This window comes from Acidovorax sp. JMULE5, assembly GCF_013376875.1.
GTDB lineage: Bacteria > Pseudomonadota > Gammaproteobacteria > Burkholderiales > Burkholderiaceae_C > Acidovorax > Acidovorax facilis.
In genome coordinates this window covers 4,795,724-4,822,410 of the sequence record NZ_CP035951.1, presented here as the reverse complement: position 1 = coordinate 4,822,410, position 26,687 = coordinate 4,795,724, and the positions used below count along the sequence as shown (strand labels likewise).

The 26,687-nt window shown below is 64.2% G+C and carries 34 protein-coding genes; 3 read left to right on the top strand and 31 right to left on the bottom strand.

Translation table 11 applies throughout. The features are described 5' to 3' along the window. Nucleotides 1-17 precede the first annotated feature (17 nt). Both EXV95_RS21940 and petA read right to left on the bottom strand, forming a co-directional pair. Nucleotides 18-1,430, bottom strand: coding sequence for a cytochrome bc complex cytochrome b subunit (locus EXV95_RS21940; protein WP_121422443.1), 1,413 nt, complete (start codon nt 1,428-1,430; stop codon nt 18-20). A gap of 11 nt (nt 1,431-1,441) precedes the next feature. After that, a complete protein-coding gene (gene petA, locus EXV95_RS21935; protein WP_176888498.1) occupies nt 1,442-2,038 on the bottom strand; it encodes a ubiquinol-cytochrome c reductase iron-sulfur subunit in 597 nt (198 codons plus the stop codon). A gap of 145 nt (nt 2,039-2,183) precedes the next feature. Between petA and mscL the strand changes: the two genes are divergently transcribed. Beyond that, a complete protein-coding gene (gene mscL, locus EXV95_RS21930; protein ID WP_176888497.1) occupies nt 2,184-2,615 on the top strand; it encodes a large conductance mechanosensitive channel protein MscL in 432 nt (143 codons plus the stop codon). Between the two features lie 179 nt (nt 2,616-2,794). On the opposite strand, the gene pdxA is transcribed toward mscL, so the two are convergent. After that, the gene (gene pdxA / locus EXV95_RS21925; protein WP_176888496.1) at nt 2,795-3,823 is read right to left on the bottom strand and encodes a 4-hydroxythreonine-4-phosphate dehydrogenase PdxA; all 1,029 of its coding nucleotides are present in this window, start codon (nt 3,821-3,823) and stop codon (nt 2,795-2,797) included. 94 nt (nt 3,824-3,917) lie between these two features. Beyond that, entirely contained in the window at nt 3,918-4,679 is a 762-nt protein-coding gene (locus EXV95_RS21920) for a Nif3-like dinuclear metal center hexameric protein (protein WP_176888495.1), read from the bottom strand. Nucleotides 4,680-4,801: 122 nt separating this feature from the next. Here EXV95_RS21920 and EXV95_RS21915 point away from each other — a divergent pair, with 122 nt between their 5' ends. Continuing rightward, nucleotides 4,802-5,953: a S1C family serine protease gene (locus tag EXV95_RS21915; RefSeq protein WP_176888494.1), complete on the top strand. Its 1,152-nt coding sequence runs from the start codon at nt 4,802-4,804 to the stop codon at nt 5,951-5,953. Between the two features lie 223 nt (nt 5,954-6,176). Here EXV95_RS21915 and tatC read toward each other — a convergent pair whose 3' ends face one another. From tatC to EXV95_RS21830, 17 genes are all read right to left on the bottom strand, one after another. Further along, the gene (tatC, locus tag EXV95_RS21910) at nt 6,177-6,971 is read right to left on the bottom strand and encodes a twin-arginine translocase subunit TatC (protein WP_121422440.1); all 795 of its coding nucleotides are present in this window, start codon (nt 6,969-6,971) and stop codon (nt 6,177-6,179) included. A 62-nt stretch (nt 6,972-7,033) separates the two neighbouring features. Continuing rightward, entirely contained in the window at nt 7,034-7,495 is a 462-nt protein-coding gene (gene tatB, locus EXV95_RS21905; protein ID WP_055399209.1) for a Sec-independent protein translocase protein TatB, read from the bottom strand. A gap of 43 nt (nt 7,496-7,538) precedes the next feature. After that, on the bottom strand, nt 7,539-7,781 hold the full coding sequence (tatA, locus tag EXV95_RS21900; protein ID WP_055399211.1) for a Sec-independent protein translocase subunit TatA: 243 nt from the start codon (nt 7,779-7,781) through the stop codon (nt 7,539-7,541). Between the two features lie 106 nt (nt 7,782-7,887). Beyond that, complete coding sequence (locus EXV95_RS21895) at nt 7,888-8,244, bottom strand: histidine triad nucleotide-binding protein (RefSeq protein WP_055399213.1); 357 nt, start codon at nt 8,242-8,244, stop codon at nt 7,888-7,890. A 164-nt stretch (nt 8,245-8,408) separates the two neighbouring features. Beyond that, complete coding sequence (locus tag EXV95_RS21890) at nt 8,409-9,473, bottom strand: patatin-like phospholipase family protein (protein WP_176888493.1); 1,065 nt, start codon at nt 9,471-9,473, stop codon at nt 8,409-8,411. After that, the gene (locus EXV95_RS21885) at nt 9,466-9,852 is read right to left on the bottom strand and encodes a hypothetical protein (RefSeq protein ID WP_121422438.1); all 387 of its coding nucleotides are present in this window, start codon (nt 9,850-9,852) and stop codon (nt 9,466-9,468) included. The genes EXV95_RS21890 and EXV95_RS21885 overlap by 8 nt, the downstream gene beginning before the upstream one ends. Beyond that, a complete protein-coding gene (locus EXV95_RS21880) occupies nt 9,849-10,223 on the bottom strand; it encodes a phosphoribosyl-ATP diphosphatase (protein WP_176888492.1) in 375 nt (124 codons plus the stop codon). Before EXV95_RS21880 ends, EXV95_RS21885 begins: the two co-directional genes overlap by 4 nt. Nucleotides 10,224-10,243: 20 nt before the next feature. Then, entirely contained in the window at nt 10,244-10,642 is a 399-nt protein-coding gene (hisI, locus tag EXV95_RS21875; protein ID WP_176889144.1) for a phosphoribosyl-AMP cyclohydrolase, read from the bottom strand. A gap of 240 nt (nt 10,643-10,882) precedes the next feature. After that, the gene (locus tag EXV95_RS21870) at nt 10,883-11,458 is read right to left on the bottom strand and encodes a hypothetical protein (RefSeq protein WP_176888491.1); all 576 of its coding nucleotides are present in this window, start codon (nt 11,456-11,458) and stop codon (nt 10,883-10,885) included. Further along, a complete protein-coding gene (gene hisF / locus EXV95_RS21865; RefSeq protein ID WP_176888489.1) occupies nt 11,455-12,255 on the bottom strand; it encodes an imidazole glycerol phosphate synthase subunit HisF in 801 nt (266 codons plus the stop codon). The genes EXV95_RS21870 and hisF overlap by 4 nt, the downstream gene beginning before the upstream one ends. Before the next feature lie 123 nt (nt 12,256-12,378). Beyond that, nucleotides 12,379-13,119 (bottom strand): 1-(5-phosphoribosyl)-5-[(5-phosphoribosylamino)methylideneamino]imidazole-4-carboxamide isomerase, encoded by a 741-nt coding sequence (hisA, locus tag EXV95_RS21860; protein WP_176888487.1) that lies wholly within the window; start codon nt 13,117-13,119, stop codon nt 12,379-12,381. Between the two features lie 68 nt (nt 13,120-13,187). After that, nucleotides 13,188-13,865, bottom strand: coding sequence for an imidazole glycerol phosphate synthase subunit HisH (gene hisH, locus EXV95_RS21855; RefSeq protein WP_176888485.1), 678 nt, complete (start codon nt 13,863-13,865; stop codon nt 13,188-13,190). A 51-nt stretch (nt 13,866-13,916) separates the two neighbouring features. Continuing rightward, nucleotides 13,917-14,555 carry an imidazoleglycerol-phosphate dehydratase HisB gene (hisB, locus tag EXV95_RS21850; RefSeq protein WP_176888483.1) on the bottom strand — a complete coding sequence of 213 codons (639 nt, stop codon included), beginning with the start codon at nt 14,553-14,555 and terminating at the stop codon, nt 13,917-13,919. Beyond that, entirely contained in the window at nt 14,552-15,673 is a 1,122-nt protein-coding gene (hisC, locus tag EXV95_RS21845) for a histidinol-phosphate transaminase (protein WP_176888481.1), read from the bottom strand. The genes hisB and hisC overlap by 4 nt, the downstream gene beginning before the upstream one ends. Continuing rightward, nucleotides 15,670-16,122 carry a PIN domain-containing protein gene (locus tag EXV95_RS21840; RefSeq protein ID WP_121507442.1) on the bottom strand — a complete coding sequence of 151 codons (453 nt, stop codon included), beginning with the start codon at nt 16,120-16,122 and terminating at the stop codon, nt 15,670-15,672. The genes hisC and EXV95_RS21840 overlap by 4 nt, the downstream gene beginning before the upstream one ends. 13 nt (nt 16,123-16,135) lie before the next feature. Further along, on the bottom strand, nt 16,136-16,360 hold the full coding sequence (locus tag EXV95_RS21835; RefSeq protein WP_015012682.1) for a hypothetical protein: 225 nt from the start codon (nt 16,358-16,360) through the stop codon (nt 16,136-16,138). A 60-nt stretch (nt 16,361-16,420) separates the two neighbouring features. Further along, nucleotides 16,421-17,875: a PLP-dependent aminotransferase family protein gene (locus EXV95_RS21830; protein ID WP_176888479.1), complete on the bottom strand. Its 1,455-nt coding sequence runs from the start codon at nt 17,873-17,875 to the stop codon at nt 16,421-16,423. Between the two features lie 151 nt (nt 17,876-18,026). Between EXV95_RS21830 and EXV95_RS21825 the strand changes: the two genes are divergently transcribed. Beyond that, on the top strand, nt 18,027-18,458 hold the full coding sequence (locus EXV95_RS21825; protein WP_176888477.1) for a DUF2917 domain-containing protein: 432 nt from the start codon (nt 18,027-18,029) through the stop codon (nt 18,456-18,458). Here the strand turns inward: EXV95_RS21825 and hisD are convergent. The 10 genes from hisD to mlaD form a co-directional block, all read right to left on the bottom strand. Then, complete coding sequence (gene hisD, locus EXV95_RS21820; RefSeq protein WP_176888476.1) at nt 18,445-19,827, bottom strand: histidinol dehydrogenase; 1,383 nt, start codon at nt 19,825-19,827, stop codon at nt 18,445-18,447. The genes EXV95_RS21825 and hisD overlap by 14 nt on opposite strands. A gap of 19 nt (nt 19,828-19,846) precedes the next feature. Continuing rightward, complete coding sequence (hisG, locus tag EXV95_RS21815; protein ID WP_121508815.1) at nt 19,847-20,494, bottom strand: ATP phosphoribosyltransferase; 648 nt, start codon at nt 20,492-20,494, stop codon at nt 19,847-19,849. A 174-nt stretch (nt 20,495-20,668) separates the two neighbouring features. Next, nucleotides 20,669-21,940: a UDP-N-acetylglucosamine 1-carboxyvinyltransferase gene (murA, locus tag EXV95_RS21810; protein ID WP_176888474.1), complete on the bottom strand. Its 1,272-nt coding sequence runs from the start codon at nt 21,938-21,940 to the stop codon at nt 20,669-20,671. Between the two features lie 97 nt (nt 21,941-22,037). Continuing rightward, on the bottom strand, nt 22,038-22,280 hold the full coding sequence (locus EXV95_RS21805; protein WP_176888472.1) for a BolA family protein: 243 nt from the start codon (nt 22,278-22,280) through the stop codon (nt 22,038-22,040). Nucleotides 22,281-22,547: 267 nt separating this feature from the next. Next, nucleotides 22,548-23,303, bottom strand: a complete 756-nt coding sequence (locus EXV95_RS21800; protein WP_055399244.1) for an ABC transporter permease — start codon at nt 23,301-23,303, stop codon at nt 22,548-22,550. Beyond that, nucleotides 23,300-24,238 carry an ABC transporter ATP-binding protein gene (locus EXV95_RS21795; protein WP_055399246.1) on the bottom strand — a complete coding sequence of 313 codons (939 nt, stop codon included), beginning with the start codon at nt 24,236-24,238 and terminating at the stop codon, nt 23,300-23,302. Before EXV95_RS21795 ends, EXV95_RS21800 begins: the two co-directional genes overlap by 4 nt. Nucleotides 24,239-24,296: 58 nt before the next feature. Further along, complete coding sequence (locus EXV95_RS21790; RefSeq protein ID WP_055399248.1) at nt 24,297-24,569, bottom strand: STAS domain-containing protein; 273 nt, start codon at nt 24,567-24,569, stop codon at nt 24,297-24,299. Nucleotides 24,570-24,578: 9 nt separating this feature from the next. Then, nucleotides 24,579-25,223, bottom strand: a complete 645-nt coding sequence (locus tag EXV95_RS21785; RefSeq protein ID WP_055399250.1) for a phospholipid-binding protein MlaC — start codon at nt 25,221-25,223, stop codon at nt 24,579-24,581. A gap of 175 nt (nt 25,224-25,398) precedes the next feature. Further along, nucleotides 25,399-26,184: a VacJ family lipoprotein gene (locus EXV95_RS21780; protein ID WP_176888470.1), complete on the bottom strand. Its 786-nt coding sequence runs from the start codon at nt 26,182-26,184 to the stop codon at nt 25,399-25,401. Continuing rightward, nucleotides 26,181-26,669: an outer membrane lipid asymmetry maintenance protein MlaD gene (mlaD, locus tag EXV95_RS21775; protein WP_176888468.1), complete on the bottom strand. Its 489-nt coding sequence runs from the start codon at nt 26,667-26,669 to the stop codon at nt 26,181-26,183. Before mlaD ends, EXV95_RS21780 begins: the two co-directional genes overlap by 4 nt. Nucleotides 26,670-26,687: the final 18 nt, after the last annotated feature.

Below are 26,687 nucleotides of genomic sequence, written 5' to 3'. Positions count from 1 at the left end.
TTGTTATCTCCTGGGGCTCAGTGCGCCACAAAGGTCACGCGGTCAGGCACGGCCTTGGCCTCGCCAATACGGCTCCACCAGGGCATCAGCAGGAAGAACCCAAAGTAGAACAGCGTACCCACCTGCGACACACGTTCGCCAATGGGCGAAGGGGGTTGCACACCCAGGTAGCCCAGGATCAGGAAGATGATCACGAACACGCCATACAGGTACTTGTGCCAGTCGGGACGGTAGCGGATCGACTTCACCGGGCTGTGGTCCAGCCAGGGCAGGAAGAACAGGATGATCACGGCACCACCCATCACCACCACACCCCAGAACTTGGCGTCGATCGACAGCATCAGCACCACCGCCACGACGGCGGCACCGGCGATGCCGGCCTTGATGAAACTTGGCAACTTGGCCTTGAACACACCAAAGGCAGCACCCGCAAGCACACACAGCACCAGAACGTACATCATCTCGGTCGTGATCGCACGCAGCATCGAGTAGAACGGTGTGAAGTACCAGACCGGCGCGATGTGCAACGGCGTCACCAGCGGATCGGCCGGGATGAAGTTGTTGTACTCCAGGAAGTAGCCACCAAACTCAGGCGCAAAGAACACCACGGCCGTGAACGCCATCAGGAACATGCTCAGCGCGAAGATGTCGTGCACCGTGTAGTAGGGATGGAAAGGCACGCCATCGAGCGGCTTGCCATTGGCATCCTTGGGCGCCTTGGGGCCCTTGATTTCCACGCCATCGGGATTGTTGGAACCCACGTCGTGCAACGCCAGCAAGTGGGCCACCACCAAGCCGAGCAGCACCAGCGGGACAGCGATCACATGGAAGCTGAAGAAGCGGTTCAGCGTGGCATCGCCCACCACGAAGTCGCCACGGATCAGCAAGGCCAGATCAGGACCGATGAAGGGAATGGCAGCGAACAGGTTCACGATCACCTGGGCGCCCCAGTACGACATCTGGCCCCAGGGCAGCAGATAGCCCATGAAGGCCTCGGCCATCAGGCACAGGAAGATGGCGCAGCCGAAGATCCAGACCAGTTCGCGCGGCTTGCGGTAGCTGCCGTAGATAAGGCCACGGAACATGTGCAGGTACACCACCACAAAGAACGCTGAGGCGCCTGTGGAGTGCATGTAGCGGATCAGCCAGCCCCAGGGCACATCGCGCATGATGTACTCGACCGAAGCAAACGCCAGGCTGGCGTCGGGCTTGTAGTGCATGACCAGGAAGATGCCGGTCACGATCTGGATCACCAGCACAACGAGGGCCAGCGAGCCGAAGATGTACCAGAAGTTGAAGTTCTTCGGAGCGTAGTACTCCGACATGTGCACCTTGTAGGCGTCAAAAGCGGTCGGGAAGCGGTTCTCGAACCAGTTCGTGACCTTGGCGCCTGCCGAGGCGTTGGGGGAGATTTCCTTGAATTCAGCCATGTCGATTTACCTCAGGCCTTCTTGTCTTCGCCGATCAACAGCAGCGTGTCGGACAGGTACATGTGCGGCGGCACTTCCAGGTTGTCTGGCGCCGGCTTGTTTTTGAAGACCCGGCCGGCCACGTCGAACGTGGAGCCGTGGCAGGCGCACAGGAAGCCACCGTGCCAATCGTCTGGCAGCGAGGGCTGTGGACCGGTCTGGAATTTGTCTCCGGGCGAGCAGCCCAGGTGGGTGCAAATGCCCACGCCCACAAAAACTTCCGGCTTGATCGAACGGTGCTGGTTCTTGGCGTACTCGGGGGTGGGGTACGTCTTGCGATCCGACTTGGGATCGGCCAGCTGCGATTCTGTCTGAGCGAGGGACTCCATTTGTTGGGGAGTGCGCTTCAGGATCCACACGGGCTTGCCACGCCATTCAACGGTCAGCTTTTCGCCGGGCTGAAGGGCGGAGATGTCCACCTCTACAGCGGCACCGGCCGCTCTGGCTTTTTCCGAAGGCTGGAAACTACTGACGAAAGGCACTGCTACTGCCACTCCGCCAGCGGCACCGGCACATCCGGACGCAATCAGCCACGTCCTTTTACTGGTGTCGACTGGTGTGTCACTCATGGGGATCCTCGGTAAACATCGCTATTGTTGGGTCAACCGCGAATTGTAGCGGAGTGAAAATGGTTATTTCAAAGTGGGTGACTGTCTTGACAGGGCACCGCGCCGGGCAATACTCCGGCATTACCATTCAAACAAGGAGTACACCATGGGAATGATGCAGGAGTTCAGGGAGTTTGCGGTCAAAGGCAACGTAATCGACCTTGCCGTCGGCGTGATCATTGGGGGGGCATTCGGCAAGATCGTGGATTCGGTGGTGTCCGACCTGATCATGCCGGTGGTGGGGCTGGTGTTCGGCAAGCTCGACTTTTCCAATCTCTTTGTGGTGCTGGGCTCCGTACCACCAGGCACAGCCATAACGCTCGATGCCCTCAAGAAGGCAGGCGTGCCGGTGTTTGCCTATGGCAACTTCCTGACCGTGGCCGTCAACTTCATCATTCTGGCGTTCATCATCTTCATGATGATCAAGCAGATCAACCGCCTCAAGCGCGAAGCCCCTGCGCCAGCCCCCGAAGCCCCAGCCGCGCCCGCCGAAGACATCGTCCTGTTGCGCGAGATCAGAGATAGCTTGAAAAAATAACGCCCCCTGAGTCGCTTCGCGCCTTCCCCCTGAAGGGGGACGCCGCCAGCGCGGCGGGGTGGCTCTTGCGCGGCGGCCACTGGCTCGGAGCGCGCCAGTTTCAAAGCTCCTGCCCCCAGCAATCCGCTATCGAATTGATCGCTCTTGGCGCTTATTCACCAGCGCCAATGAGGCCTGTGTCACCCACAAAGTGTCCGCGCCATGCGCACGGCCTCGATGAGGCTTGCAGCATCGGCAATACCCTGCCCCGCTATGTCAAACGCGGTGCCATGGTCGGGGCTCGTGCGCACCAGGGGCAGGCCCAGGGTCACGTTCACCCCCTTGTCCACCCCGAGGTACTTCACCGGGATAAGCCCCTGGTCGTGGTACATGGCAATGACCACGTCGAACTCTCCAGCGCGATGGGGCGTATTGCGCGCGCGCATGAACACCGTGTCGGGAGCGAAGGGGCCCTGCACATCCAGCCCTTGCGCGCGCGCAGCGGCGATGGCCGGCGCAATCACCTCGGCTTCCTCGTTACCAAACAGCCCGCCCTCGCCTGCGTGGGGATTGAGCCCCGCCACCGCGATGCGCGGCGCCCGCCCCAGGCTGCGGACCAGGGCAGCGTGCGTGATTTGCAACGTCTGCAGGACGTTGTCCGTGGTGACCGCCGCAATGGCATCGCGCAGCGACATGTGGATGCTGACCAGCACCGTACGCAGCTCGTCGCTGGCGAGCATCATGCGCACGGGCATTTGCGCCAGCGATACCCTCTGGTGCGCGGCGGCCTCGGCCTGCAGCAGCTCGGTGTGGCCCGGAAATGCCACGCCCGCTGCCGCCAGGGCCTCCTTGTGCAAGGGCGCCGTGACCAGCCCCGCCACCTCGCCCCGCAACGCCGCGCGGGCGGCCCAGACCACGCTGTCTGCGGCGGCACGGCCAGCAGCGGCGCCAATCTGCCCCCAGGGCTGCGGGCCAGGAATGCCTGGCAACTGAAACACCGGAACACAGCGGGGCGGCACGCCCAGCACATTGGCAGGGTCGGTGATGTGCGCGACGGGCACCATCGGCACGCCGGGCCGCACGATGGCCTGGGCCGCACGCCGCAAGGTGGCGACATCGCCCACCACAAAACAGCCGTGCATATCGGCCGAAGCATCGCGAAAGGCCTTGGCCACGATTTCGGGGCCGATGCCGGCGGGATCACCCTGGGTAATGGCGAGAGGCTTCATGGAAGTTTGATTTCAGATAAAAAGTGACCCTAGCGCTTTATTGATAAGCGCAAATAGCTATTATTTTTATAGCAAAAACCCAGGCTACCCGCGATCAGGCAGGGTTGTCGATCTCGATGAATTGGTGGCCCAGACCCAACTGCCCTGCAACCTGCGCCGCCACCGCTGGTGCGCCATAGCGCTCGGTCGCGTGGTGCCCTGCGGCGATAAAACCCACCCCCATCTCGCGGGCCAAGTGCGCTTGGGGCTCGGAAATCTCGCCGGTGATGAACACGTCGGCCCCAGCCGCAATCGCCGCCTCGAAGTAGCCCTGCGCGCCACCCGTGCACCAGGCCACGCGGCAGACTGGCCGCTGCGCAGCAGCGCCTTCCGGCGGCACCCAGGTGACGGCACGGCCCAGGGCCTGCGCGACATGGTCGGCCAGGGCCTGCCCATCGGCAAAAGCGGCAGGCCCGGCAAAGCCCAGATCGTTCTCGCCAAACCGCGCGTCGGCCACGAGCCCCAGCACCCGGCCTAGCTGGGCGTTGTTGCCCAGTTCCGGGTGGGCATCCAGCGGCAGGTGGTAGGCAAACAGGTTGATGTCATGCGCGAGCAGCAACTGCAAACGCTGCTTCATCCAGCCCGTCACCCGGCCGTCTTGCCCGCGCCAGAATAGGCCATGGTGCACGAAGATGGCATCCGCTTGGGCAGCAATGGCCGCGTCGATCAGGGCGCGGCTGGCCGTCACGCCACTGACTATGCGGCTGATCTCGGCCTTGCCCTCCACCTGCAAGCCGTTGGGGCCATAGTCCTTGAAGCGCTCGGGTTGCAGCAGGCTGTCAAACGCCTGCAAAAGTTCGGTGCGGGAAATGCTCATGCAGCTATTGTCGCGCGTGGCCCACGCCCACACATGGGGGACAATGCTTTTCTCCGGGAGGCAGCCGTGGCATGCACACCGCCCGCCGCCCCTTCTCCAGCCCATCACCTGTACAGAATTTCATGAAACGCATCTGGCTGTTGTTCTCGCAGGCCGTCACGGTGTTCGTTGCGGCCTACTTCGTTGTCGCCACCCTGCAGCCGAACTGGCTGGGCCGGGGCGCCACCACACGCTCCGGCGCGGGCATTGCGCTGCTCGAAGCACCCCCTGCCCCGGCCAATGCGCAACCTGCCGCAGGCAGCTTCAGCGCTGCGGCGCGCCAGGCGGCGCCGGCGGTGGTCAGCATCAACACCAGCAAGGCCGTGCGCCATCCGCGCAGCAACGACCCCTGGTTCCAGTTCTTCTTTGGCGACCAGGGTGCCCAGGCGCAGGCCGGGCTGGGCAGCGGGGTGATCGTGAGCCCCGACGGCTACATCCTGACCAACAACCATGTGGTGGAAGGCGCCGACGAGATCGAAGTGACGCTGACCGACAGCCGCCGCGCCCGCGCCCGCGTGATCGGCACCGACCCCGACACCGACCTGGCCATCCTCAAGATCGAACTCGACAAGCTGCCCGTCATCGTGCTGGGCAACTCGGACGTACTCGCCGTGGGCGACCAGGTGCTGGCCATCGGCAACCCGTTTGGCGTGGGCCAGACGGTGACCAGCGGCATCGTGAGCGCGCTGGGCCGCACACAGCTCGGGATCAACACCTTCGAGAACTTCATCCAGACCGATGCGGCCATCAACCCTGGCAACTCGGGCGGCGCGCTGGTGGACGTGAATGGCAACCTCATGGGCATCAACACGGCCATCTACTCGCGCTCGGGCGGCAGCATGGGCATCGGCTTTGCAATCCCCGTGTCTACGGCCCGCATGGTGCTGGATGGCATCGTGCAGGACGGCCAGGTCACACGCGGCTGGATTGGCGTGGAGCCCAACGAACTCTCACCCGAACTGGCAGAAACCTTCGGCGTGAAAGCCACCGAGGGCGTGATCATCACCGGCGTGCTGCAGGACGGCCCCGCCGCCCAGGCGGGCATGCGGCCCGGCGATGTGATCGTGCGGGTTGAAGGTAGGAAGGTGAGCAATGTGTCCGAGTTGCTGACCGCCGTGGCGGGACTCAAGCCCGGCACTGCGGCACCATTCAACGTGCAGCGTGGCGACAAGATGGTGGAACTGAGCATCAACCCCGGCGTGCGCCCCAAGCCTCAGCGCAATGTGAGGCGGTAAGCCTACTCTGAGCCGCTGCGCGTTTTCCCCAAAGGGAGACGCCTCCAGCGGCCCCGCAAAGCCGGTTCCGCGGTGGCTCTGGTATTGGGCACGCGCCAGTTTTGAGGGGCTGCGCGCAGAACATCGCGACATGGTCGCTGATGCGACCAAACCGCTATTAAAATATAGCTTTTAGCGCCTATCTAACAAGCGCCAGAGCCCATTTTCACGAGAAACTCAACCTTCAGGCGTTGGAGGCGGGCTCGCTGCCCTCTTCCGGGGCTTTGGTGTGCTTGATGAAGATCTGCGCCGCCCAAATGCCCACCTCGTACAGCAGGCACATGGGGATCGCCAGGGACAGCTGCGACACCACATCGGGCGGCGTGACGATGGCAGCGATCACAAAGGCGATCACGATGAAATAGCCACGAAACTCCCGCAGCTTCTGCACGCTCACGATGCCCATGCGGGCCAGCACCACCACGGCAATCGGCACCTCGAAGGACAAGCCAAACGCCAGGAACATCGACAGCACAAAGCTCAGGTAGGCCTCGATGTCTGGCGCGGCGGTGATGCTCTTGGGCGCAAAGCTCTGGATAAACGCAAACACCTGGCCAAACACCAGGTAGTAGCAAAACGCCACCCCGATGAAGAACAGCAGCGTGCTGGAGATCACGAGCGGCAGCACCAGCTTCTTTTCGTGCGAATACAGGCCAGGCGCCACAAAGGCCCACACCTGCCACAGCACAAACGGCAGTGCCAGCAAAAAGGCCGACATCAACAAGATCTTGAGCGGCACCATGAACGGCGAGATCACCGACGTGGCGATCAGCGTGGCGCCCTTGGGAAGGTGGGCCACCAGCGGCGCTGCCAGAAAGTCATACAGCGCGCCAGGGCCAGGGAAGAAGAACAAAATCGCCGCCGCAATCGCGATGGCAATGATGGCCTTGACCATCCGGTCGCGCAGCTCCATCAGGTGCTGCACAAACGGCTGCTCGGTACCGGCCAGCTCGTCTTCTTTGGAAGGGGTTTCGGACATGTTGGGTTTTCGTGGGCGTCAGGGCCGCCCATGCAGCGCGCGGTGCGCTGGTGGCTGCTGCATCAATGGAATTTACGGGGACGGAAACGCGCCACACGGGCCGCGCCAGACTGTGCCTTGGTGCGCACACCGCTTCGGGCCTTGTACCACTGGGGCACCGCACCCCGCTTGAGGCGCCAATTCTTGCCGGGGTGTTTGTAGGCCGGCACGACGGCGGTCTGGTCCTGCAACGCCGAGCTGGCGGTGTCGGTAGCCTCGGCCCAGTCCTTTTCGAACTCGCTGGCGCTGGTCTGGATGGAGTTGTGCACATCGCGTGCGGCGTTCTCCACCGTGTCCTTCATTTTCTTGAGCTCGTCGAGCTCCATGGACCGGTTGACCTCGGCCTTCACATCGGACACGTAACGCTGGGCCTTGCCCAGCAGGGTGCCCACCGTGCGGGCCACACGGGGGAGCTTCTCGGGCCCGATGACTATAAGAGCCACCGCGCCGATCAGCGCCATCTTGGACAGGCCAATATCAATCATGGATCAAGCGCAAAGCGTGCGGGTGCCAGCGGGAACAGCCCGCTCAGCTCTTTTGCTTGGCTTCGACATCGATGGTGGTCTTGTCGGTCGCAGGGTTGTTGGCAACCTGGCCTGCGGGTGGGGTGGTGGTGGCTGCCGCGTCGGCCGAACCGTCTTTCATGCCGTCCTTGAAGCCCTTGACGGCGCCCCCGAGATCGGAGCCCATGTTCTTGAGTTTCTTGGTGCCGAACACCATGACGACGATCAGCAGCACGATCAGCCAGTGCCAGATGGAAAAAGAGCCCATGGAATATCTCCTAACGAATTGCAATCATTTTAGACGGGGGGCGTGACAGGAGTTCACAGCCCAAGCAGAACTGCGGGAATCTCCCTGCACGACCCGTCAGCCTGGTTCAGCCTTTGAGCCACGGACGGGGACCGCCCATCACATGGATATGGAGGTGGTGGATTTCCTGCCCACCTTCAAGCCCCGTGTTTACCACGACGCGAAAGCCACCCTCCGGGTACGGGTTGCAGCCCTGCTCCATTGCCAGCTTCGGCGCCAGCGCCATCATGCGCCCCAGCACACCCGCGTGTTCCTCGGTGACCTGCGCCATCGAAGGGATATGCAGCTTGGGCACCATCAGAAAGTGCACCGGCGCCCAGGGGTGGATGTCGTGGAAGGCGAAAATTTCTTCGTCTTCATAGACCTTCTTCGAAGGAATCTGGCCTGCGATGATTTTGCAGAAGAGGCAGTTCGGATCGTGCATGAGGAAAATGTCAGTACAAAATTAACAGGTCACCAGGCGCTGATCGCCATCCCAAGCGGTCGCAACCGGCGCGCGCGAAGCCAGTGCCACCGTGGAACTGGCTTTGCCAGGCCACGGGTGGCGTCCCCCAAGGGGGAAGGCGCCGTAGGCGGCACAGGGGGGCTTCATGTATTTTCAGCGATATTGATGGTGGGCCGCACACCCACATCCTTGCGGTGCGCGTGCAGCCATTCCTGCCCGGCAGTGCGGCCGAGGGCGAACAGCTTGCGCACAAAGGCCATGTCTGCGCGGGTCTTGCTGTCGGCGCCAAAGGGCGCCAGCACCGCGCCGCCGTCGATGCGGTGCATGCGCACACTCTTGTAACGGCGCGCATCGAGCTTGCCCTCGGCCAGCAGGCGGCGCACGAATTCGATGGCGCGCAACTCGGCCAGCAGGCTGGCATTGAAGGTGACTTCGTTCATGCGCTCCATGATTTCCTGGCCTGAGTGGGGCAGATCCAGATGTTCGATGGGGTTGATCTGCACGAGCAGGATGTCGGAGGTCTCGGTCTGATAGATCAGCGGGTGCAACGCAGGGTTGCCCGAATAGCCGCCGTCCCAGTAATGCTCACCGTCGATTTCCACGGCCTTGAACAGCGCTGGCAGGCAGGCCGACGCCATCACGGCATCCGCGCTCAGCCGGGGGCCAGAGAAGATTTCGCCGCGCCCGGTGCGCACGTTGGTGGCGCACACAAACACCTTGGGCCCGCCCGCCGCAGCGCTGGCGCGGCGCACAGTGCACAGCAGGTCAAAGTCCACCTCGCGCTCCAGCAGGCGGCGCAGCGGGTTGATGTCGAGCGGATTGGTCTGGTAGGGCGAGAGCCACTGGCGCATCAGCCCCATCATGGGGTTGGCGGCCGACAGGGGCGAGCCCCACATCAGGCTGCCCAGCGTGCCCACGCCCTCCCACAGCCGGGCAAGCGTTTCACGCGCCTGGACGCAACCGGCCAGGTGCGCTTCGTACGGGTCTTTGTGCTCCTGCGCGGCTTTGGCAAAGCCGTGCGCCATGGCCACGGCATTCATCGCGCCAGCACTGGTGCCGCTCACGCCATCAAACTGCCACTGGCCATCCTCCAGCAAGGCATCCAGCACACCCCAGGTGAGCGCACCGTGGGAGCCCCCACCCTGCAGGGCCAAGTTCAGCCGTGGCAGGGATGACAAGTGCGACAGGGACGCCGTCGGTTCAGGCATCCACCGCCTGGTTCTTGCTCATGGCCAGCATGCCGCGCACGATGCGGTACAGGAACCACAGCGAGATCAGCCCCCAGGCAATCCAGCCCGGCGCAATCAGCAGCAGCCACAGGGGCGCGGTCACCACATACAGAACACCAGCCCAGATCGTCGAGCGGATGCGCCAGGAGAAATGATTGGCCTGCCAGGTGCCCTCGGCATCGCTGCGCTTGACCAAGTCAATCACCAGCGCAATGACCAGCAACAGCGCACTGGCCTGCGCGCCTGGCAACACAGCCCCCACGGCCACGATGAGGTGCAGCACATAGCTGACCCAGCCGATGTTCTTCAGGCCCTGGGCCTTTTGCTCATTGCTTTGCACGTCGATGATGTCGTTCATGGGGCCTCTTCTTCGGCAGTGCGCGCAACGGCCTTGCGCAAGGCTTTTTCCTCGATGCCGCTGGTGCCCTCGCGGCGCTCCAGCTCGGTCAGTACATCGGCAGGCGTGAGGCCATAGTGGGCCAGCGCCACCATGGAGTGGAACCACAGGTCGGCCACTTCGTAAACCAGCTTGGACTTGTCGGCGCCGTGGTCCACATCCTTGGCCGCCATGACGACTTCGGTGGCCTCCTCGCCGATCTTCTTCAAGAACGCATCCGGCCCCTTGTGCAGCAGGCGCGAGACATAGCTCTTGTCGGGATCGCCACCGTTGGCAGGCTTGCGGCTTTCAATCACATTGGCAAGGCGCGCGAGGGAATCGTTGGAACTCATGGTCTTGTCGTCCATTGCCATTACTTGTAGATGGATTCAGGGTCTTTCAAGACCGGATCGACCGCGTGCCAGGCTCCGTCCTTGAGCACGCTGAAAAAACAGCTGTGGCGGCCTGTGTGGCAGGCGATGCCAGGCTCGTGGCCGAGCTGGGTGACCTTGAGCAGCACCACATCGTTGTCGCAGTCCAGGCGGATCTCGTGCACGGTCTGCACGTGGCCGGACTCTTCGCCCTTGAACCACAGCTTCTTGCGCGAGCGGCTGAAGTACACGGCGCGGCCGAGTTCTGCCGTCTTGGCAAGGGCCTCGCGGTTCATCCAGGCAAACATCAGCACGTCGCCCGTGCCCTGCTCCTGCGCAATCACGGGCACCAGGCCCTGCGCGTCCCATTTCACTTCGTTGAGCCAGTTCATGGGCGGGATTGTCGGTGATTTGAATGACCAGCCCGCCTGCCGGGCGAGCGGTTTTGAGGTCATTTTTGCCTCTAGCGCTTATCCATCAAGCGCTAGCAGCTATCAAAATGAGAGTTCAATGAAAAACCAGATGCATCGTCGGGCAGCTTGCAGCCAATTGCAGCACTGCGCAGCGCGCAAATTTGACTACAAAAACAATAGCTATCAGCGCTTTCACACTCAGCGCCAGAACCACTTTTGGTCAAATATTTACTTCGCCACGGTCAAAAACACCCACTTGCGATCCCAGTTCTTGCGACCCAGGTACTTGATGGCAAACGCATAGCGCCCCGGGGGCAGAAAATCCTGCGTGAGGGTTTCCTGCTGCGTCACCACGGGCTGGCCATTCACGCGCACGCTTTGCTGCGCCACCAGCTCCGATTCGCTCTCCAGGTCCTGGCCGTCGAGGGCATAGACGGTGACATCGGGCTCTTCCTTCTCATCGCCCACCAGTGGCAAACCCAGCGTGTTGGCGCGGGTTTCCACGTCCAGCGCCAGCTTGCCTTGCACCGGCTCGCGCACGATCCAGTGCACGTCGCGCACGTTGTCGTTCAGCGTCTGCAGCAAGGCCTTGAGCTTCTCGAATTCGGCCTTGTCGGCGATCACATCCACCGGCTTGCCGCCGATGGTCGCGTCAAAGCAGCGGCCAATGCGGTGCACACAGGGCAGGCGCTCAGAAAAACTCGCATACGACGGGGGCGGCACCTGCTGCGCCGCGGCGGGCAGTGCCATGGCCGCCAGGGCCACCACCAGCACCCAACGCGCGCCCGCGAATGGCGTCGTCACAGACGCACCGGAATGCCGCGCTCGGCCATGCGGGCCTTGGCCTGGCCCACCGTGTATTCGCCGTAATGGAAGATGCTGGCGGCCAGCACCGCGTCGGCGCCGCCGGTCTGGATGCCGTCGGCCAGGTGGTCGAGGTTGCCCACACCGCCCGAGGCGATCACGGGCACGCTCACCGCATCGCTCACTGCGCGGGTCAGCTCCAGGTCAAAGCCTGCCTTGGTGCCGTCGCGATCCATGCTGGTCAGCAGGATTTCACCTGCGCCGCGCTGTGCCATCTCGGTAGCCCAGGCCACGGCGTCCAGGCCCATGTTCTTGCGCCCGCCGTGGCTGTACACGTCCCAGCCTGCGCCCACGGGCTGTCCGTTGGCGCCGATGCGCTGGGCGTCTTCGGCCGAGCGGCGCTTGGCGTCGATGGCCACGACGATGCACTGAGAGCCGTATTTGGCCGACACCGCGTTGATCAGGTCGGGGTTGGCAATCGCGGCGGAGTTGAAGCTGGTCTTGTCGGCGCCTGCGTTGAGCAGGCGGCGGACGTCTTCGACGGCGCGCACACCACCACCGACAGTGAGGGGGATGAACACTTGGCTAGCCACGGCTTCGATGATGTGCAGGATCAGGTCGCGCCCATCGCTGGTGGCCGTGATGTCAAGGAAGGTGAGCTCGTCGGCGCCCTGCGCGTTGTAGCGTGCGGCGATCTCCACCGGGTCGCCCGCATCGCGCAGTTCCAGAAAGTTGACGCCCTTGACCACGCGGCCACCGGTGACGTCAAGGCAGGGAATGATTCGTTTTGCGAGCATGTCAGTGAGCGATTCGTTGATTAGGCGCTACCGAGGCCAGCAGACGCCGTGGAACTGGCTTCGCCAGGCCACTGGCGTCGTCCCCTGGGGGAAGCGGCGAAGCCGCTCAGGGGGTGATCGGTTTCAGCCGTTCAGTTCGTCGGCACGCGCTTGCGCCGCAGCAAAGTCGAGGTCGCCGCTGTAAATCGCGCGGCCGCAGATCACGCCTTCGACGCCTTCGCTCTCCACCGCGCACAGCTGCTCGATGTCGGCCATGTTCGACAGGCCGCCCGAGGCGATGACGGGGATGCTCAGAGCCTGCGCCAGCTTCACCGTGGCGTCGATGTTGATGCCAGACAGCATGCCATCGCGGCCGATGTCGGTGTAGATGATGGATTCGACGCCCCAGTCCTCGAACTTCTTGGCCAGGTCCACCACCTCGTGGCCCGTGAGCTTGCTCCAGCCGTCGGTGGCGACCTTGCCGTCCTTGGCGTCCAGGCCCACGATGATGTGGCCGCCAAAGGCGCTGCACGCGTCTTTCAGGAACCCGGGGTTCTTGACTGCGGCCGTGCCGATGATCACGTAGCGCAGGCCACCGTCGATGTATTTTTCGATGGTGTCCAGATCACGGATGCCGCCGCCGAGCTGCACCGGGATCTCTTCACCCACCTCTTTGAGGATGGACTTGATGGCGGCGTAGTTCTTGGGCACGCCCGCAAAGGCGCCGTTGAGGTCCACCAGGTGCAGGCGGCGCGCGCCGGCATCCACCCACTTGCGCGCCATGGCGGCCGGGTCTTCGCCAAAGGTGGTGGATTGGTCCATATCGCCTTGTTTGAGGCGAACGCAGTGGCCGTCCTTGAGGTCGATGGCGGGGATGAGCAGCATGGTGGTGAAGTTCGGGTGAAAAAGGGCGAGACGCAGCTCGGCCCGAACGGGTGGGGGTTAAGAAGAGGTCAGGGGTTCCAGTGCAGAAAATTGCGGTACAGGGCCAGGCCGTGCTCCGCGCTTTTCTCCGGGTGAAACTGGGTCGCAAAAATATTATCGCGTGCAATGGCGGCTGCAAACAAACCGCCGTAGTCCGTTTGCCCTGCGCAATGGGCGGGATTTTGCGGCACTGCGTAGAAACTGTGCACAAAGTAGAAATAACTGTTGTCCGGCACACCCGCCCACACGGGGTGCACACCGCCCGCATGGTGGGCATGGGGCATCTGCCGCACCTGGTTCCAGCCCATCTGGGGCACCTTGAAGCGGCTGCCGTCAGGCTGGGTGCGGCCTGCCAAGTCGAACTTGAGCACGTCGCCAGGAATGAGGCCCAGGCCCGGCGTGTCCCCCTCGGCGCTATGGTCCAGCAGCATCTGCATGCCTACACACACGCCAAACATTGGCTTGGAGGCAGCGGCTTCGAGCACCGATTCCTGCAGGCCGGACTCGCGCAGCTCGCGCATGCAGTCGGGCATGGCGCCCTGCCCTGGCAGCACGATGCGCTGGGCGGCGCGCACGTCTTCGGGGCGCTGAGTGACGACCACGGTCCAGCCCGAGCCCTCGGCGGCGGCCTGCACGGCCTGCGACACCGAGCGCAGGTTGCCCATGCCGTAGTCCACGACCGCCACTGTTTTTGCTTCCATATTCATAGCTACTAGCGCTTATCCATCAAGCGCTAGCGCCTGATTTAACCCAAAATTTCACAACGAACCCTTGGTGGAGGGGATGACACCGGCCGAGCGCGGATCGCGCTCCAGCGCCGCGCGCAGCGTGCGCCCGAACGCCTTGAAGATGGTCTCGCACTGGTGGTGGGCGTTGACGCCCTTGAGGTTGTCGATGTGCAGCGTGACGCCCGCGTGGTTCACAAAGCCCTGGAAGAACTCGAACACCAGTTGCGTGTCGAGCTGGCCGATGCTCCCGGCCGTGAACTTCACATCCATGTGCAGCCCGGGGCGGCCCGAGAAATCCACCACCACACGCGATAGCGCTTCGTCCAGCGGCACATAGGCATGCCCGTAGCGGCGAATGCCCTTCTTGTCGCCCACGGCGCGCGCGAAGGCCTGGCCCAGCGTGATGCCCACGTCTTCCACCGTGTGGTGGCCGTCGATGTGCAGGTCGCCTTCGCAGTCGATGTCAAGGTCGATCAGCCCGTGGCGGGCGATCTGGTCGAGCATGTGGTCAAAGAAGCCGATGCCGGTGTGCAGCTTGGCCTGGCCGGTGCCGTCGAGGTTGATGCGCACACTGATGCGCGTCTCGGCGGTGTTGCGCCTGACCTCGGCAATGCGGTCGGCCATCGGGTCGGCCGATGGGGCGGAGGGTACGAGTGCGGAGGAAGTCATAGGGAGGCTTGGAGTGCGGCCAGCATCTGCGCGTTGTCTTCGGCATTGCCTACCGTAAGACGCAGGCAGTTGGCCAGCAATAGGTGCATTGTAGAAACGTTCTTGACGAGCACCTTGCGGTTTTTCATGCCCTCGTACGCCTTGGCGGAATCCGCAACGCGGATCAGCACCATATTGGCCTCGCTGTCCCAGCACTTTTCGACACCCGGCATCTGGCGCAGGGCCGCGATGAGCGTGGCGCGTTCGGCACGGATCTCGGCGGCCTGGGCGGCAAAAACCTCGGCATGTTCCAGCGCAAACAGGGCGGCTTCGCAGTTGAGCACGCTCACGTTGTAGGGCGGGCGCACCTTGTCGATCTCGCTCACGAACGCCGAGGGCCCGATGAGGTAGCCCAGGCGCACGCCTGCCAGACCAAACTTGCTGAGCGTGCGCATGAGCAGCACATGGGCGTTGCGCGCGGGCTCGGCCCGCATGCGGTCGATCCAGGTGCGGCTGGCAAAGGGCTGGTAGGCCTCGTCCATGACCACAATGCCGCCCTGCGCACCTGCGGCGTCGATGATGCGCTGCACCGCACCCTCGTCCCACAGCGTGGCCGTGGGGTTGTTGGGGTAGGCGATGTAGGTGATGGCGGGGTTGTGCTGCGCGATGGCGGCCAGCATGGCGGGCTCATCCAGCTCAAAGTCGGGCGTGAGCGGCACGCCGACAAAGTCCAGGCCCTGCAGCTGCGCCGACAGGGGGTACATCACAAAACCCGGCATGGGCGCGAGCATGGTGGCGCGCTGGCCCGTGCCGGGCTGGGCGCAAGCCAGGGCCAGCAGGGTGATGAGTTCGTCCGAACCATTGCCCAGCACGATGCCGTAGCCCTCGGGCATCCCGGCGTATTTCGCGAGCGCCGCCTTCAGGTCCAGCAGGCGGTCGCCGGGGTAGCGGTTGAGCGCCACCGCGCCCAGGCGCTGGCCCAGCGCGGCCTGAAGGTGCGCGGGCAGGCGGAACGGATTCTCCATCGCGTCCATCTTGAGCATGCCGGTGGAGGGCTGCACGCCGTAAGCGTGCATGGCGCGCACGTCGGGGCGGATACGGGCCAGGGCTTGGAGAGGAGACGACGCAGGAGTAGTCATTCGGTGGTGTCCAGTTCGTTGGGAGTGACAAGAAAAGGGTTGATCGGCCGCACGGCGTCCATCGGCTGATCGTGCGGCAGTGCCTCGGTCAGCAGGTAGCGGCAGCCTTGCTGGTGGGCGGACGAGAGGATGAGTGCATCCCAGTAGCCCAGGCGGTAGCGGTCCTGCAGGTCCCAGGCGCCGTCCACGGTGTACGAGTCGAGGTGCGGCGGCAGCCACACGCGCAGGCGGCGCACCTGGGCGCGCACCTGCTGCAGCACGTGGGGGCCATCAAAACGCTGGATGGCCTGGTTGTACAGCTCGTTGAGCACCTGCGAGCTGATGCGGCCGCTGCGCGTCTGCCAGCAAAAGCTGATCCATTCACGCGCCCGCGCCTGGCGCCCGGTATCGCGGTCGTCCACGCTGGCGAGCAGGATTTCGGTATCGACAAAGATGGGAACGGTGGCCATGCGTTTTCCCCGCTCAGCGCAGAAACAAGGTTTCGCGCGGCACATAGGGCCCGCTGGAGGCGCCCCAGCTCTCAAACCCCAGCGCCTCGCGCATGGCCTGGGCGTAGGCGTCTTCCTGACGCATCTTTTCGGCCAGCCATTCACCGAGCAGGCGCGAGACGCTGCTGCCGCGCTTGGCGGCTTCCACGCGCACCCATTCGGCAACGGTGTCGTCCATGGTCACGGTGATGTTTTTCATGGATCAAATACTACACGAACTTCGTGCGCCACGAACTTCGTGTTGATTAAAACACCACATTCAAGCCGCCTTGCGGGTTGCCCCGCTTTGCAGCATCTGGCACGCCATGTCACCCACGGTGCGCAGCGCCTCCAGGTGGGCAGGCGACCAGTCGCCGCCCACGCCAATGCGCAGGCAATTGCGAAACCGCCCGCTGGCGCTGAACACGGTGCCGGGCGCGATCAGGATCTGCCGGGCCAGGCAGGCTTCGTGCAGTTGCACCGAATCGAGCGCGCGCGGCAGCTCCAGCCACAGCAGCAGGCCGCCGGGCGGGTCGCTCACGCGCGTGCCCTGCGGGAAGTGCGCGGCGATGATGCGCCGCACCTCGTCCATGCGCGCTGCCACGGCCGCCCGCAGCTGGCGCATGGCGGCGGCGTGGCCCGCCTGGGTGATGAGATCGGCCAGCGCCAGCTCCAGCACGGCCGACTGGCCACCCGCCTGCAGGTCCTTGATGGCGCGCAGCTTGTCGGCCCAGCGGCCGGCCTCCAGCCAGCCCAGGCGCAGGCCCGGCGCCAGCGTTTTGGAGAAGGAGTCGCACAGCATCACGTGGCCAGTGGTGTCGTACGCCTTGACGGTGCGGCGCATCTCGTCCACCTCGACCAAATCGTTGTAGATCGCGTCCTCGATGACCGCCATGTCGTGCCGCGCCGCCATCTGCACCAGGCGCTTGCGCTCGGCCTGGGGCATGCAGCTGCCCAGCGGGTTGCTGAGCGTGGGGACGATCATTACGGCCTTGACGGGCTGGGTGTCCAGCGCGAGCTGCAGCGCATCAAGAGACAGTCCGTTGCGCGGGTGGGTGGGAATCTCCAGCGCCTTGAGGTGCAGGCCCTGCAGCACCTCCAGAAACGAAAAATGCGTGGGTGACTCCAGCGCCACCACGTCGCCCGGCTGCGTCACCGCGCGCAGGCACAGCGCAATGCTGTCCATGCAGCCGCCGGTGATCACGATGTTCTCGGGGTCCAGGCTGCAGCCCAGGCTGACGGCATAGCGCGCCAGGGCGCGGCGCGCGTCCTCATGGCCCGACGAACCGGGGTAAGTGCACAGCAGGTTGCGGTGGCGCTGCGCGGCGCGCACCACGGCGCGGCGCACGCGGTCGGGGTTGAACAACTCGGGGCCGGGCGTGCCGCTGCTGAACGAGATGATGTCCTCGGGCTGCTTGCGGCCCAGGATGCGCTGGCCCAGCCAGTCCACCGACACCTCGCGCGGGCGGCGCATCGGGCGCGGTGTGCTGGGCTCGGGCAGGCTCACCGGCCGCGCCGCCACGAAAAAGCCTGAGCGCGGGCGCGCGGTGATCAGGCGCGCATCTTCGAGCCAGTGGTAGGCCTGCACCACCGTGGTCTGCGCCACGCCGTGCTGGCGGGCCAGTTCGCGCACCGAGGGCAGCTTTTCGCCGCGCGCGAGCGTGCCATTGCGGATCAGCTGCGCGAGTTGCTCGGCAATCTGGAGGTACAGCGGGGGTGCGTCATCGGTGGCCATGCTGCATTCTGTACTGGCCCTCTGGTCGATAGACAGTACAGAGGCATTCTAGTACGACCAGTACAGATGGGTTGGTTTGCTGTTCTGTACTGGCCCACATTGTCCAGGCCTGTGGCTGGTGGCCCACGGCAGCTGGCCGCACAGTAAAGGCATGAACACGCTGCACACCCCCACCCCACCGTCGCCCGCCCTGCCCACGCAGCCTGCGGTCCCTCTTTCGCTGCAATGGAAGCGCCAGCCGCTGCCGCCGCTGCAGGCCGTCCAGGTGCTGGACTTCCGCGCAGGCGACATTGCCCTGCTCGAAGTCGAACAAGGCCGCGTCTGGGTGACCTGTGATGGTCTGCTGGAGGATTACTTTCTGGAGGCCGGCCAGCGCCTGTCGTTCACCGGGCCCGTGCGGCTGCGGGTCAGCGCCGAAGGCCACCGCCCCGCGCGGCTGAACTGGGCGCAACACCGGGCGGTGGCAGGCGCCGCCTATCCGCCTGCACCCGCTGCATCCGCCGCACCCGCCGCAGTCTCCCAGCCCAAGGCACCGGCACCCACACAGGGTGCCCTGCCCCGAGGCGCGATCAGCGCGGCTTGACCGGCGTTGTCAGCCGCATCTCTGCGGCTTGCGCGTGGGCCTGCAGGCCCTCGCCATAGGCCAGCTCGGCGGCGATGGTGCCCAGCACCTGGGCACCGGCCTCGCTCACTTCGATGAGGCTGCTGCGCTTTTGGAAGTCGTAAACACCCAGGGGCGACGAGAAGCGCGCCGTGCCGCTGGTTGGCAGCACGTGGTTAGGGCCTGCGCAGTAATCGCCCAGGCTCTCAGAGGTGTAGGCACCCAGGAAGATGGCGCCAGCGTGGCGCAGCAGCGGCTCCCAGCGGTGGGGATCAGTGCTGCTCACCTCCAGATGCTCAGGCGCGATGCGGTTGCTGATCGCGCAGGCTTCTTCCATGTCCTTGGTCAAGATCAGTGCGCCCCGGCCGGTAAGGCTCTTGGCGATGATCTCGGCGCGCGGCATGGTGGGCAGCAGGCGGTCGATCTCGCGCTGCACGGCGTCGAGGTAGGCGGCGTCGGGGCACAGCAGGATGCTCTGGGCCAGCTCGTCATGCTCCGCCTGGCTGAAGAGGTCCATGGCCACCCAGTCGGGCGGCGTGGTGCCGTCGGCCAGCACCAGGATTTCGCTGGGGCCCGCAATCATGTCGATGCCCACGGTGCCGAACACGCGCTTCTTGGCGCTGGCCACGTAGGCGTTGCCGGGCCCGGTGATCTTGTCCACCTTGGGCACGGTGGCCGTGCCGTAGGCCAGCGCGGCCACGGCCTGGGCGCCGCCGATGGTGAAGGCCCGCGTCACGCCCGCCACATAGGCGGCGGCCAGCACCAGCTCGTTGCGCTCGCCCTTCGTCGAGGTGCCCACGCCCGTTCCGCCCGTAGCCACACTGCCGCGAACGGGCGTGGGCACGACCATGATGATCTCTTGCACACCCGCCACGTGGGCTGGGATGGCGTTCATCAGCAGGCTGGAGGGGTAGGCGGCCTTGCCGCCAGGCACGTAGATGCCCACGCGGTCCAGCGGCGTCACCTTCTGGCCCAGCAAGGTACCGTCCTCGTCGCGGTAGCTCCAGCTCTCTCCCGACGCCTTCTTCTGCGCTTCGTGGTAGCTGCGCACGCGCTTGGCGGCGGCCTGCAGCGCGTCGCGCTGGGCCTGGGGGATGGCGTCAAACGCGGCCTTGAAGTCGGCCTGGGTCAGCTCCAGCGCGGCCATGTTCGGTGCCGAGAGGCCGTCGAAGCGGGCGGTGTATTCCAGCACCGCCGCATCGCCGCGCTTTTGCACGTCGGCCAGGATGTCGGCCACGCGCTGCTCGATGGCCGCGTCGGTGTCGGCAGACCAATGCAGGCGGGCTGCAAAATCAGCCTCAAAAGTGGCTGCAGCGGTGGACAGACGGGCGGGAGCAGCTACCAAAGTCATAGTGCGTTCTACGGTGGGTTCAGTTCTTGGGGGCAGGGATGGCCGAAGCAAACGCATCAATGATGCGGCGCAGCGGTGCCTGCTTGAGCTTGAGCGCGGCCTGGTTGACCACGAGGTAGGAGCTGATGTCCATGATGCGCTCCACCTCCACCAGGTGGTTGGCCTTGAGCGTGTTGCCGGTGGACACCAGGTCGACGATGGCATCGGCCAGGCCGATGAGCGGCGCCAGTTCCATGCTGCCGTAAAGCTTGACCATGTCGACATGCACGCCCTTGGTGGCAAAGAAGTCACGCGCAATCGACGTGTACTTGGTGGCGACCTTCAGGCGCGAGCCCTGCTTGACAGCGCGCTCGTAGTCGAAGTCGTTGCGCACGGCAACGCTCACGCGGCACTTGGCAATCTGCAGGTCCAGCGGCTGGTACAGGCCCTGGCCACCATGTTCGATGAGGGTGTCCTTGCCGGTCACGCCGATGTCGGCACCGCCGTATTCCACGTAGGTGGGCACGTCGGTGGCACGCACCAGCACCACGCGCACGTTGGGCTGGTTGGTGGGCAGGATGAGCTTGCGCGACTTTTCGGGGTCTTCCAGCACCTCGATGCCTGCGGCGGCTAACAGCGGCAGGGTTTCGTCAAAGATGCGGCCCTTGGAAAGCGCCAGGGTGATCATCGTCATGTTTTCTAATTACTCCACTGTTTCTTGCCTGCTACTGCACTGTGATCCGTGAGCGCCCCATGCCAGGGACGCCGTGCAAGGGCCGCCCCGCCGCACTGACGTCGTCCCCCTTCCCACGCGCAGCGTGAGAGAAGGGGGAAGCGGCGAAGCCGCTCAGGGGGTTGTTCTTCATGCCACTCGCTCGATGTCGGCGCCGATGCCGCGCAGTTTGGCTTCCATGCAGTCGTAGCCACGGTCCAGGTGGTAGATGCGGTCCACCACGGTTTCGCCGTCGGCCACCAGGCCCGCGATGACCAGGCTGGCGGAGGCGCGCAGGTCGGTGGCCATCACGGTGGCGCCGGACAGGCGGGGCACGCCTTCGATGACCGCCACCTTGCCATCGGTCTGGATCTTGGCACCCAGCCGCACCAGCTCATTGACATGCATGAAGCGGTTTTCAAAAATTGTCTCGGTCACCGTGGCCGTGCCCTGCGCGATGCAGTTGAGCGCCATGAACTGCGCCTGCATGTCGGTGGGGAAACCCGGATATTCGGTGGTGCGAAAGCCCTGTGCCTTGAGCGTGGCGCCGCCCGCGCTTTGGACGCGGATACCGCCCTCGACCGCTTGCATGGTGGCACCTGCCTCACGCAGCTTTTCGATCACCGCATCCAGGTGGTCGGCGCGGCCATGGCGCAGCACCACATCACCGCCCGTGGCCGCCACGGCGCACAGGAAGGTGCCGGCCTCGATGCGGTCGGCCACCACGCGGTGGGTGCAGCCATACAGCTTGTCCACGCCCTGGATGCGGATGCGGCTGGTGCCGTGGCCTTCTATCTTCGCGCCCATGGCGATCAGCATCTCGGCCAGGTCGGAGATCTCGGGCTCTTGGGCGGCGTTTTCGAGCACCGTTTCGCCCTCGGCCAGCGCGGCGGCCATGAGGAAGTTCTCGGTGCCCGTCACCGTGACCATGTCGGTGGTGATGCGCGCGCCCTTCAGGCGCTTCCAGCCAGCGGGCAGCTTGGCGATCATGTAGCCGTGCTCGACCACGATCTCGGCGCCCATGGCGGCCAGGCCCTTGATGTGCTGGTCCACCGGGCGCGAGCCGATGGCACAGCCGCCGGGCAGCGACACCGTGGCCTCGCCAAAGCGAGCCAGCAGCGGGCCCAGCGCCAGCACCGAGGCGCGCATGGTCTTGACCAACTCGTACGGCGCCTCGGGCGTGTTGAGCGCACTGGCGTCGATGCGCACCGTGCCGTCGTCGGCGCGCTCTGCGGTCACGCCCATGTTGCGGATGAGCTTGAGCATGGTGCTCACATCCTGCAGCTGGGGCACGTTGAGCAGGGTCACCGGGTCGGCGGTGAGCAGCGCGGCACACAACTCCGGCAAGGCGGCGTTCTTGGCGCCAGAGACCAGCACCTCGCCTTGCAAGGTGCGTCCGCCGCGAATCAGGAGTTTGTCCATCTCTATCTAACAACCAAAATATGAATGAAAATGGCCCTTAGCGCTTATCTATCAAGCGTTAACAGCTATCAATAAATGAGTACCTAGGCAGGCAGCGTCACTGCGCTTGCGCCGCCCACTCGGCGGGGGTGAAGGTCTTCATCGACAGCGCGTGAACTTCATCCGTATGCATTTTCGCGCCCAGCGTGGCGTACACGCGCTGGTGGCGCTGGATGGAGCGTTTGCCCTCGAACTCGGCCGAGACGATGGTGGCGTACCAGTGGCGCCCATCGCCCTCCAGCGTGATGTGTTCGCAGGCCAGGCCGGCGGCGATGATGTCTTTGAGTTGGTCAGCAGTCATAGGAGCGTGTCATGTTCTTTTACGTGCCCGCGAAAGCTGGGGAACGGCCCGGCAACGCGGCGCAGGACACACCGCAGTATGAATACTGCAAGTGACCTGCAACAAAGTGGCCGGGCCGTTCCCCAGCTTTCCCAGCGGGTTGCCCCTGTGGCCCCGCGCTCGCTGCGTTGCGCCGCTTGCCAATGCAACCAGCATTGACCACGCGGCGCGCCTTGCGATCACAGGGCCACAGGGGCAACGCGGGTACGTAAAAGGGCATGGCACGCTCTAGTTCCGAATTTTGTAGCCGGTGCGCAGCAGGTGCACGGCGAGAAAGCTCACGGCCAGCCAGGCAACGCCCACGATGGTGAGGCTGAGCCAGGGCGAGGTATCGCTCTGGCCAAAGAAGCCATAGCGGAACCCGTCAATCATGTAGAAAAACGGGTTGAGGTGGCTCACGGTCTGCCAGAACGGCGGCAGCGACTGAATGGAATAGAACACGCCCGAGAGGAACGTCATGGGCACCACCACGAAGTTTTGGAACGCGGCGAGCTGATCAAACTTGTCGGCCCACAGCCCGGCAATGAGCCCCAACGTGGCCAGCAGGCCCGCGCCCAGCACCGCAAACACCAGTATCCACAGCGGCGCTGCAAACTCCGGCCGCGCAAAAGCCAGCGTGACGATGAACACACCCAGCCCCACCACCAGCCCGCGCACCATGGACGAGCCCACGTAGGCCACAAACCAGGCCCAGTGCGACAGCGGCGTAAGCAGCACAAACACCAGACTGCCCATGATCTTGCTTTGGATCAGGCTCGACGAGCTGTTGGCAAAGGCGTTTTGCAGCACGCTCATCATCACGAGGCCGGGCACCAGAAAGGCGGTGTAGCTGATGCGGTCGTAAACCTTCACATGGTCTTCGAGCACGTGGCCGAAGATCAGCAGGTACAACACGGCCGTGAGCACCGGCGCGGCAACGGTCTGGAAGCTGACCTTCCAGAACCGCAGGACTTCCTTGTAGAACAGGGTCTGCCAGCCGGTCATAGCGCGACACCTTCGAGTGGGATGTTGGACGCAGATGTACCGGACATCACCTGCAAGAACACATCCTCCAGGTCCGGCCTGCGGATCTCCATGTCATGCACCTCCACGCCCGCTACGCGCAGCGCTGCCAGGTGGCTTTCGATCTCTGCGGCGTCGTGCGCGGGCAGTTGCACGATACGACCGGTTACACGCGCCGCCATCGCCAGGGCGGGTGGCAAAGCCGCATCGGTCTTGAACTGCAGGATGCTGCCTGAAGCCGCCTGCAGCAGTTCGCTGGTGCGGTTCAGCGCTACGATCTGGCCGGACTTGAGCATGGCAATGCGGCCACACAGGGCTTCGGCTTCTTCCAGGTAATGCGTGGTCAGCAACACCGTGTGGCCTTCCTTGTTCAGGCGCGCGACAAAGTGCCAAAGGGTCTGGCGCAGCTCCACGTCCACGCCAGCCGTTGGTTCGTCGAGCACGATGATGGGCGGCTTGTGCACCAGCGCCTGCGCCACGAGCACGCGGCGCTTCATGCCGCCCGAGAGTTGCCGCATGTTGGCGTTGGCCTTGTCGGTAAGGCCCAGGTTCTCCAGCAGCTCGTCGATCCAGGCGTCGTTGTTCTTCACGCCGAAATAGCCGGACTGGATGCGCAGCGATTCGCGCACATTGAAGAAGGGGTCGAACACCAGTTCCTGCGGCACCACACCGAGCTTGCGGCGCGCCTCGGCGAAGTCGGCCTGCACGTCGCTGCCCTGCACCAGCACACGGCCGCTGCTGGCGCGCGCCAGGCCCGCGAGGATGCTGATCAGGGTGGTTTTACCGGCACCGTTGGGGCCGAGGAGTCCGAAGAACTCGCCCTCCTCAATGTCCAGGTTGACCTGGTTCAGTGCCTGAAAAGGGCCTTTGGGCGTGGCAAAGGTCTTGGATATGGCTTGGAAGGAGACTGCGGGCATGAAGCCCCTGATTTTACGGCCTTGCCCCGAACTGCGTTATGGCGGAGGGTATGCAGCCTCAGGACACGGGCGTGAGCAAGGTGCCAACGCCGTACAAGCCCGCCATGCCGCGCAGCGCCGTGGGCAACCCCTGCACGGCAAAGGTCTTGCCCACGGACAGCGCCTCACGCCGGCATTCCAGCAGTACGGCCAGGGCCGAGCTGTCAAACACCGTCATCGCGCTCGCATCCACCACCACACCACTTTCACGGTGCACGCGCAGCCCCTGCAGAAGCATCTGCAGGCAGGCTGTGGCCTGGCGGTGGGTCAGCTCGGGGGGGAGAACCAGCATGGAGGAGGCTCAGCCCTTGGCGGTGGAGTTGGCTTTGTTGCGCGCAGCCAGGGTCTCGATCAGGCCATCAATGCCCTTGGCGTTGATCTCCTGGGCAAACTGGCCCCGGTAGGTTTCCACCAGCCAGACACCCAGCACATTCAGGTTGTAGATCTTCCAGCCTGCGCCGTCGCCAGGGGTTTTTTCGAGGCGGTAGTCCAGCTGAATGGGGTCGCCACGGCCCACGATTTCGGTGCGCACCAGCACGTCCTTATCTTCGGGCGCAGCGCGCAGGGGCTTGACCTGGATGCTTTGGTCGTTGACCTGCGCCAGCGCACCCGCATAGGTTCGCACCAGCAATATCTTGAACTCGTCCTGCAGGCGTTTTTGCTGCTCGGGCGTGGCCTGGCGCCAGCCTGGCCCCACGGCAGCGGCGGTCATGCGGCGAAAGTTGACGTTGGGCATCACGGTCTTGTCCACCAGCGCGATCACCTTGGTCAGATCGCCGCCCTGGATGGCCTTGTCCGACTTCACAGTATTGAGCACGTCGGTGGACAGGCGCTTGATCATCGCGTCCGGCGCTTCGTCTGCCGCCAGAGCGGCCAGCGGCAAGCCCAGCGATGCCACGGCGGCAGCACACAGTGCCAGGTGGCCCAGGGAACGTCGGTTCATCATGTCCTCTATCCTCTACTTTCTCATTCAGTCATGAGCCGCCATCCGGCATGCCCGTGTTGCATTGTGGTGGCCGCAGAAACAACGCATGCGTCGCGGGCGTTGCGGTGTGCAAGCAAGTGCAACACGATCGCCCGCGCTATGGCCGCCATCGGCGGGCAGCCCTCTGGAAATCACCTCAACGGGGAGGCTCTTGCGGCAATACGCCGTCTTTGCCGTCCGAGCCCTTGCTGTTCTGGGGCTCACCAGCCTGGCTGCGCACCTGCAGGAAAACGTCCCGCGTGAAGCTGTACTTGTCCAGCGCGGCACTGTCCAGGACGGAGCTTGCCCGCAAAAGATTGGCGCGCGTGTCCACCACCCGCAGTGCATACAGCGTGTTCCGGGCCGAGACCGGGTCCACATAGCTCACCACGTTGCCCTTCATGTCCACCGGCAGCGCAAAGGTGTCGCGCACCGTGGACGGACCGAGAACCGGCAGCACCAGGTATGGGCCGGTTCCCACGCCCCATCGGCCCAGCGTCAGGCCAAAGTCCTGCTTGTAGCGGTCTATGCCCAGCTCACTGGCGATATCGAGCACCCCGCCGAGGCCCATGAAGGTGTTGACATTGACGCGCATGAACGTCGAGGCGGCGGCTTCCGCGCGCAGCTGCAGCACGTTGTTCACAAACGACCAGACATCGCCGATGTTGGCGAAAAAGTTGCTCACCCCCGTGCGCACGGGGGCGGGCGCGATGTCCTGGTAGGCAATCGCTACCGGCTTGAGCACCATGGCATCAACTTGCTCGTTGAAGTTGGTCATGCTCCGGTTGTAGGACTCCAGCGGATCACGCGGGTCAGGATTGGCCACGGTGGCACAGCCCGAAAGCAGCGCGCCGGCCAACAGCAGCGCCGAACCGCCCAGGGCACGTGGCAAGCCCTGCTGCTTGGAGCCGGTGGGCAGGGTGGTTGTTTCAAAGTTCTTCATTTCTTGTCACCTGCCCCTGTGGGCTTACCGCCGTCTTCGGCTTTGCTGTAGAGAAACTGTCCAATGAGGTTTTCGAGCACCACGGCTGACTGGGTCGCGGTGACCATGTCGCCCGCAGCAAGGTTCTTCTCGTCCGCCCCGGCCTCAATACCGATGTACTGCTCACCCAACAGGCCGCTGGTGAGAATCTTGAGGGAGCTGTCCTTGGGGAAAGCGTAGCGGTTTTCCATTGCCAGCGTCACCCGCGCCTGGTAGGTCTTGTCGTCGAACGTGATGGACTCCACACGCCCGACGACCACGCCCGCACCGCGCACCGCCGCCTGAGGCTTGAGCCCGCCGATGTTGTCAAAGCGCGCCGTGATGCGGTAGCCGGACTGGAAATTCAGGCTCAGCAAATTGGCGGACTGAAGCGCCAGAAACACCAGCGCCACGGCCCCCAGCATCACGAACAGCCCAACCCAGAGATCGTTTTTGGAGCGTTGCATTGTTTATTTCCTCTTCAC